Origin of the sequence: Streptomyces sp. NPDC050743 (genome assembly GCF_044456925.1) — a bacterium.
Lineage (GTDB): Bacteria > Actinomycetota > Actinomycetes > Streptomycetales > Streptomycetaceae > Streptomyces.
Window position 1 is genome coordinate 1 of sequence record NZ_JBITGJ010000202.1, and the last position, 7,665, is coordinate 7,665.

Annotated in this window: 4 protein-coding genes and 2 pseudogenes; 2 read left to right on the forward strand and 4 right to left on the reverse strand. The window is 71.5% G+C overall.

All coding sequences use genetic code 11. From position 1 onward, the window contains the following. Positions 1-804: 804 nt before the first annotated feature. Together ACIBJF_RS50855 and ACIBJF_RS50860 are read left to right on the forward strand one after the other, a co-directional pair. Positions 805-1,947, forward strand: a complete 1,143-nt coding sequence (locus ACIBJF_RS50855) for a globin domain-containing protein (protein WP_399184698.1) — start codon at positions 805-807, stop codon at positions 1,945-1,947. Between the two features lie 169 nt (positions 1,948-2,116). Continuing rightward, positions 2,117-3,250 (forward strand): nitric oxide synthase oxygenase, encoded by a 1,134-nt coding sequence (locus ACIBJF_RS50860; RefSeq protein ID WP_399184699.1) that lies wholly within the window; start codon positions 2,117-2,119, stop codon positions 3,248-3,250. A gap of 40 nt (positions 3,251-3,290) precedes the next feature. Here ACIBJF_RS50860 and ACIBJF_RS50865 read toward each other — a convergent pair. From ACIBJF_RS50865 to ACIBJF_RS50880, 4 genes and pseudogenes are all read right to left on the reverse strand, one after another. Further along, a pseudogene (locus tag ACIBJF_RS50865) lies at positions 3,291-3,782 on the reverse strand (transcriptional regulator); the annotation flags it as partial. A 122-nt stretch (positions 3,783-3,904) separates the two neighbouring features. Beyond that, positions 3,905-5,281 (reverse strand): cryptochrome/photolyase family protein, encoded by a 1,377-nt coding sequence (locus ACIBJF_RS50870; protein WP_399184700.1) that lies wholly within the window; start codon positions 5,279-5,281, stop codon positions 3,905-3,907. A 72-nt stretch (positions 5,282-5,353) separates the two neighbouring features. Continuing rightward, entirely contained in the window at positions 5,354-6,886 is a 1,533-nt protein-coding gene (locus tag ACIBJF_RS50875) for an SDR family oxidoreductase (protein ID WP_399184701.1), read from the reverse strand. A 249-nt stretch (positions 6,887-7,135) separates the two neighbouring features. Beyond that, positions 7,136-7,600: pseudogene (locus ACIBJF_RS50880) on the reverse strand (IclR family transcriptional regulator); the annotation flags it as partial. Positions 7,601-7,665 lie beyond the last annotated feature (65 nt).

Here is a 7,665-nt window from a genome sequence, read left to right on the forward strand (position 1 = left end):
CCGAGCCGCCGGCTCCGGTGGCGGCCTGAGCCGTAAATCCCCGCTCAGCCCTGGAGGGCGACGCATCCCCTCCCTTCAGGGAGGGGAGCCTTCAAGAGATCAGCGATGGACCGCCGGCAAGGGCCTGACGCCGCTCGCATGCGCGCCAACCGTGCAACCCAAAACCTGAGATCGCCGGTGTACAGCCTCCTGAGGTGCCCCCAGTTATCCGGATTTACCGACAGGGATCATGTTCAGCTCGGTGAATTCACCCGGTATTACGTTGTCGTGAGCCATGCCTTCGGAATCCACCGCAGCTCCCGAAACCGACGGGTTTCGGCTGACAATGCGGAGCGTCAGCGCGCGAGTGGCGGCGAGATCGTGCCTATCCTTTGGTTGACTGGTGAAAATTGCGTATTAGGGTGAATGCGTTCCTGCCGATCGCCGGCAAACGGCAGGAAGTCCCAGGGAGTTCCGCCCCGTCCGTTCCCAAGTCGCCCGTGTGCGGCCGAGTTGATCCCTGGCGTCGTAGCGTGACGGCGCCACAGCCGAATGGCGGACCCTTTCTGGGTGCTGGGTGGGCATCCGACGCAGCGGAACCCGCTCCCCATTGCTCTGACACTGAATTTCCCTCATGGTGATGACGATTCAATCTGAAGCGGGAGGCACCCGGTGATATTCTCCCGTGCGTCGCGAGGACGCCGTGACGCAGCGGATGCCACGGCGCAGTCACCGGAATCAGCACCGCCTCCTTCCACGCCTTCGCCCCCGGCGCCGAGTCCGCTGCCGGACCTCGTGCCGCTGACCGCGGAGGAAATCGCCCTGATGCGTGCGAGCGTGGCCGTGGTCGGCCCGAACGCAGCGGACATGACGGTGTATTTCTACGCCATTCTGTTCGCACGCTACCCCGAGGTGCGCGGGCTCTTCCCGGACAACCTGGACGTCCAGCGCGACCGGTTGCTGCGTGGGCTGCTGCGGATCGTCGACCTCGTCGACGACCCGGAGAACCTGATCCGGTTCTGCGGTCGGCTCGGTCGCGACCACCGCAAGTTCGGAGCGCTGAACGGCCACTACCCCGCGGTGGGCGAGTGCCTGCTCGCATCCCTGGCCCGCTACGCCGGCCCGGCGTGGAGCGCGGAGCTGGCCGCCGCATGGACGCACGGATACGGCGTCGTCGCGCAGGTGATGATGCACGCCGCGGGGGAAGACGCCCGGACGGCGCCCGCGGTGTGGGAGGCGGAGATCATCCACCACCTGCACCGCGGCCACGGCATCGCGGAAATCACCGTGCGGCCCGACGCGCCCTACCCGTACACGGGAGGCCAGTACGCGAGCGTGGAGACGCCCTGGCACCCCAAGGCATGGCGCTACTACTCGCCCGCGCACGCGCCGCGCCCGGACAACACCGTGACCTTCCACGTGCGTGCAGTCGCCCAAGGCCAGGTCAGCCAGGGCCTCGTCTACAGCGCCAAGCCCGGGGACGTGGTGCGGCTCGGACCCACTCAGGGCGACATGACACTCGACCCGCGCAGCGACCGGGATCTGGTGTGCGTGGCCGGCGGGACCGGCATGGCCCCCATCAAGGCCCTGGTCGAGGACGCGGCCCGCACCGGGACGGAGCGCTACGTCGACGTCTTCGTCGGCGCGCGGACCGCCGAGGAGCTCTACGGCCTGGACGACATGCTCAGGATGTCCCAGCGGCACCACTGGCTCTCCGTGCGGGCCGCGGTGTCCCACGAGCACATCGCGGGGCTGGAGGGCACCCTGCCGCGGGTGCTGAACGAGTTCGGTCCGTGGTACCGGCACGAGGCGTTCCTCTCCGGGCCGGTGGACATGGTCACGCAGGCCAGCGCGACCCTGGCGCGGCAGGGTGTCCCGCAGGAGCGGATCCATTTCGACCCGTTCGACGTGCCCGCACTCGAGGCCGCGTTGCTGCCGCGGCAGTTGCGGGAACCGCTTGCGGACTGAGCGTCCGGCCCGATCCGGCCAACCCGACCCCGGCCGTGCGGCCACTCGCCTGCCGCGCCCGCCCGCCGGACTCGGCTTCGACCCGTCCGCTCCCGGCCGAGCGGCCGCCGGACCACCGCCGGCGCGCCGGGCCCGTGTGAGCACCAAACCCCGATCAGGAGAAAATCCGGTGCAACTCCCTCCTTCGTCCGACCCGGCTCGGCGCCGCCCGTCGGCGCACGAGGCCGTCCTGACGGCCGCCGAGGTGTTCATCCGCCAGTACGCCGCCGAGAACCCGGGCGACGGCGATCCGCGCTGGCGGCTCGCGGAGGTCACCGCGGAGGTGGAGCGCTTCGGCACCTACGAACACACCCCGGCGGAGCTGGCGTTCGGCGCGCGGGTGGCCTGGCGCAACGCGGCGCGCTGCATAGGCCGGCTCTACTGGAACAACCTGATCGTGCGGGACCTGCGGCACGTCACGCATCCCGACGACATCGCCAGTGAGTGCTTCGAGCATCTGCGGATCGCGACCAACGGGGGCCGTATCCGGCCGGTCATCAGCGTCTTCGCCCCCGATCGCCCCGGCCGTCCCGCCGCCACGCTGCTGGGCGAGCAGTTGGTGCGCTACGCGGACGACCCGCGCAGCACCCACCGGGTGGCGCAGGCCAGGGACTTGGGCTGGAAGGGCGGCGAAACGCCCTTCGAGGTACTGCCGTTGCTGGTGCAGCCCGGCTCCGGCCTGGCCCCGGAGTTCTACGAGGTGCCCGAGGACGCCGTGCTGGAGGTGCCGTTGACGCATCCGCGCCATCCCGGATTCGCCGACCTCGGTCTGCGCTGGTACTCGGTGCCGGCCGTCAGCGACATGTCGCTGGAGATCGGCGGGGTGACGTACCCTGCGGCGCCCTTCAACGGCTGGTACATGGGCACCGAGATCGGCTCGCGCAACCTCGCCGACACCGACCGCTACAACCTGCTGCCCGCCGTCGCCGAGCTGTTCGGCCTCGACACCCGCAACGAGCGCACCCTGTGGCGAGACCGCGCCTTGGTCGAGCTCAACCTGGCGGTCCTGCATTCCTACGAACAGGCGGGCGTGACCATGGCCGACCACCACACGGAGTCGCGGCGGTTCCTCGCGCACGTGGACCGAGAGAGGCGGCACGGACGCCCGGTGCCGACCGACTGGAGCTGGATCGTCCCGCCCCTGTCCGGAGGGGCGACCGCGGTATTCCACCGCTACTACGACCCCGAAGATCCCGACCTGCGGCCGGCCTTCGTACACCGGACCGCAGAGGTGCCGGAGGGATGCCCCTACGGCGCGGCCTGAGAGGGCACTTGATCTGGGCAGACGGCGCCGTGTGCGAGCGGTGGAACTTGACGTCGTGGCGGGCCCACCGGCGAGCGAAGTCACCGCTCCTCGTCGTCAGCTCTCCGGTCAGGTCGGTCAGCGCCTTGTCGTGGGGCGCCCGGCCCGTCTCGGTGCGCAGGAAGGCCACCGCGTCGTCGGCGCCCTTGTCCCAGTCGACCCGGAAATCCCTGCTCGCGGGGTCGAGGCACATGAAACGAGCGCTGTTGACCGGCCCGCGCTGGACGAAGAGCGGCGAGTCGAAGACCGGTGCGTACAGCGCGCGCCCCAGCGCGTTGGCGGCCAGGATGTCGAACCGGGCGTTGCGTACGTAGGCCGGTACGTCGGTCATGGAGTCGAGCAGCCGTAGGATCGTGGGCCGTACGCGGGACGCGGTCACCGCAGGCCGCCAGCCCGAAGGGGTCGCCGCGCGGGCCAGGTCGTAGAGGTGGGTGCGTTCGGCCTCGTCGAGTTGCAGTGCGTGTGCGAGGGCTTCGAGCACCGAGTCGGACATCACCGTCTGTGCGCCGCTCGCCGCCGTCGACCCGCTCGTCGCCGCTTCCAGGCCCAGCCTGCAACCGCTCGCCGCCCTCTTGGCCGAGCCGGCTGCGAACCGCCGGTGCCGGTCGGCCGTGGTCACTCCTGCCGGTGGCGGGCCCGGAGGAACCTGTCCAGGCCCTCGGACAGGTCCACGATCGGGTCGGGGTAGTCGAGCGCGGCGCGGTCCGCTCCGGGCAGCTTCCACGGCTCGTGCACCGCAGGCGCGGCGATGTTCCTCAGTTCGGGCACCCAGCGGTGGACGTAGGTGCCGTCGGGGTCGTACCGCTTGGCCTGGATGACGGGGTTGAGGACCCGGTTCGGCCGGGTGTCGGTCCCGGTACCGGCCACCCACTGCCAGTTGAGCTGGTTGTTGGCGATGTCGCCGTCGACCAGCCAGTGCAGGAAGTGGGCGGCGCCGATGCGCCAGTCGACGTAGAGCGTCTTGGTCAGGAAGCTCGCGGTCAGCAGGCGGGCCCGGTTGTGCATCCAGCCCTCGTGGCGCAGTTGCCGCATCGCGGCGTCGATCACCGGGTAGCCGGTACGGCCTTCCCGCCACGCCTCGATGTCGGCCTTCGCCGTGCGCTCGGTGCGCCAACGGTCGCCTTTAGGGCGGTAGTCGGCGCGGGCGGCGCTCGGGCGGGCGGCGAGCACCTGGCGGTGGAAGTCGCGCCAGGCGAGCTGCCGTACCAGCGCCTCGGCGCCCGGTCCGCCGCGGCGGCGGGCCCGGTGCACCAGCTCTACCGGGGAAACGGTACCGAAATGCAGGTGCGCGGAGAGCCGGGAGGTGGCGTCCGCGGCCAGGTCGTCCCGGGTGTCGTCGTAGGCGTCCAGGCCGTGCCGCCAGTAGGCAGTCACCCGTTTGCGGCCCTCGGTCTCTCCGCCGGGCGGCAGGGCGGGCGAGACCCCGGTGACCTCGCCGCGGGCGGGCACCGGCTCGCCCTTCACCTGGTCGGGCACGTGCAGGCGGCTCGGGGCGGCCACAGCCGTGCGCAGGCGGGCTTGTGCCCACTGCCGGTAGTACGGCGTGAAGACGGCGAAGTGGTCCGACGAGGAGGGGGTCACCTCGCCGGGCGGCACGGCCACGGTGACCGCGTCGTGGACGAACAGGCGGCGCCCGCCGGACTCCAGGGCCTGCCGGAGCCGGTCCTCCCGGCGGGTGGCGAAGGCGCTGTGCCCCGCCGCCATGTGCACCGCGTCGGCGTCCGCCTCCCGCACCGTACGGCACACCTCCTCCACCAGGTCGCCGGAGCGCACCACGAGGCGTCCGCCGCGCTCGCGCAGGGAGGCGTCCAGGTCGGCCAGGCAGTCGGCGAGGAAGGCGCTGCGGTTCGGCGTGGCGAACCCGGCAGCTTCGACGGCCAGGTCGCGCACGAAGAGCGGGACGACCGCGTCGGCGGACTTCAGCGCCGCGCGCAGCGGCGGGTGGTCGTGCAGGCGCAGGTCGGAGGTGAACAGGACGACCGAGACGCGCATGGCTTCAACTTCTCTCCGCTGTCCTCCGGCGGCGCGGCGCTCCCGGAAGCGGTGCGGCCGGTCGTGAGGGGCTCAGCTGTGTGGGGGGTGGTCGTGCTGGGCGCGGGCGGCGGCGCGGACGATGTTACGCGCCATGCCTCCGAAGACGACCGCGTGGAAGGGAGAGACACTCCACCAGTACAGGTGCCCCAGCAGTCCGCGGGGGTGGAACAGCGCCCGCTGCCGGTATCGGACAGGTCCGCCGCCGTTGCCGTCCACGCGCATCTCCAGCCAGGCCAGACCCGGCAGCCGCATCTCGGCGCGCAGCCGCAGCAGCCGGCCGCGCTCGATCTCCTCCACCCGCCAGAAGTCCAGCGAGTCGCCCACCCGCAGCCGCCGGGCGTCCCGCCGGCCCCGGCGCAGGCCGACGCCGCCGACGAGGCGGTCGAGCCAGCCGCGCACGACCCAGGCCAGTGGAAAGGAATACCAGCCGTTCTCACCGCCGATGCCCTCAATGACCTGCCACAGCGCCGCCGGCGCCACATCCGTCTCGCGTTCGCGGATGTCCGCGTACAGGCTGCCGCCTGCCCAGTCCGGGTCGGTCGGCAGCGGGTCGCTGGGGGCGCCCGGCACCGAAGCCGAGGACCAGCGCGTGGCGACCTGGGCCTCCCGGACACGCTGCAACGCCAAGGCGACTGCCTGATCGAAGCCGAGCGGATGGCCGGGCGGACTGGGCAGGTACCGCTCGATGTCCCGCTCCCGGCAGACCACTTCGTGGCGCAGGGACTCCGTGAGCGGGCGGGCGATCGCGGCCGGCACCGGGGTCACCAGGCCGACCCACTGACTTGACAGACCAGGTGTCAGCACGGGCACGGGCACGATGAGCCGTCGGGGCAGCCCGGCGACGGCGGCGTACCGCTGCATCATCTCCCGGTAGGTGAGCACCTCCGGGCCGCCGATGTCGAAGGCGCGGCTGACGTCGGCGGGCAGACGGGAGCAGCCCACCAGGACGCGCAGGACGTCCCGCACAGCGATGGGCTGGATACGGGTGTGCACCCAGCGCGGGGTGACCATCACCGGCAGCCGCTCGGTGAGGTAGCGCAGCATCTCGAAACTGGCCGAGCCGGAACCGATGATGACGGCGGCGCGCAGGACGGCGGTCCGCACACCCGAGTCGAGCAGGATGCGGCCCACCTCGGCACGGGAACGCAGGTGGGGGGAGAGACGCGACTCGGCAACCCCTTCGGGGGTCAGCCCGCCGAGGTACACGAGGCGGCGGACGCCGGCCCGGCGGGCCTGCTCGGCAAAGACGCGGGCCGCTTCCCGGTCGGTCTGTTCGAAGTCGCGGCCCGTGCCGAGCGCGTGCACCAGGTAGTAGGCCACGTCCACGCCGTCCATCGCCCGTGCCACCGACGCGGCGTCAAGGACGTCGCCCTGGACGACCTCCGCCCGGGGAGCCCACGGATGGTCCCGCAGCTTGCCCGGCGTGCGCGCCAGGCAGCGTACCCGGTACCCGGCGTCCAACAGCTCGGGCACGAGCCGACCGCCGATATAGCCGCTCGCGCCGGTGACCAGACAGGTCGGCGCCTCGTGAGCCGTCGCCCCGTCCCCGGTCGTCGTCCTGATCGCCTCGTCCGCCACAGGTACCGTCCCTGTACTCGCTCGTGCGCCGGTGCACCGCAGCGCGCTCTCCTGAACTTCCACAGTGCTGGCCGCCCGGCCGGATGCGCCTCGTGCGCACGGTGATCGGGTGACGTCCGCGGCCACCAGCGCCACCCGGGGAAAGGACCGCCCGGCCCGACCGGACCGGCCCCTGCAGCACGCGAGGCCACCGAGACCACTCCGGGTGCCGTCTCCTCGCGAGACGACGGCCACGCCGGTCTCCCGGCACTCGGCCAGCACAGCCCGCAGCCGCGCCGGATCGGTGACAGTGCGTTCCGTGTATGCGGGCAGCCCCTGCGCGATGATCTGTTCGAGCAATTCCGGTTCGGCATGGGCGAGCAGCACCTTGCCGACGCCGGAGCTATGCAGCGGCAACCTCCCGCCGAGCCGGGAGATGACGTCCACAGCGTTGCCTGTGGACAGACGTTCGACGAGGACGGCCTCCGTTCCCACCAGGACCGAGAGCTGCACATGCTGGCGCACGGCGGCGTGCAAGTCGTCCATGAACGGGAGCGCAGTCGTGCGCAGCGGCGCACTCAGCGGTGTGAGTGTGCCCAGCCGTCGCAGCCGTAGACCCACGTTGAAGGCTCCCCTCCCTGAAGGACTTTGTTGGCGGATTCGGTGATTGCCCGTGGTGATCTTGTTTGGTCGGGCAGTCTGATGGAGGTTCGGTTCCATCGTGCGGGGAGGCAAGGAGGGGCTGCGATGTCGCTGCGCCCTGTGCCTGCTCCGTCCGTTCCGGA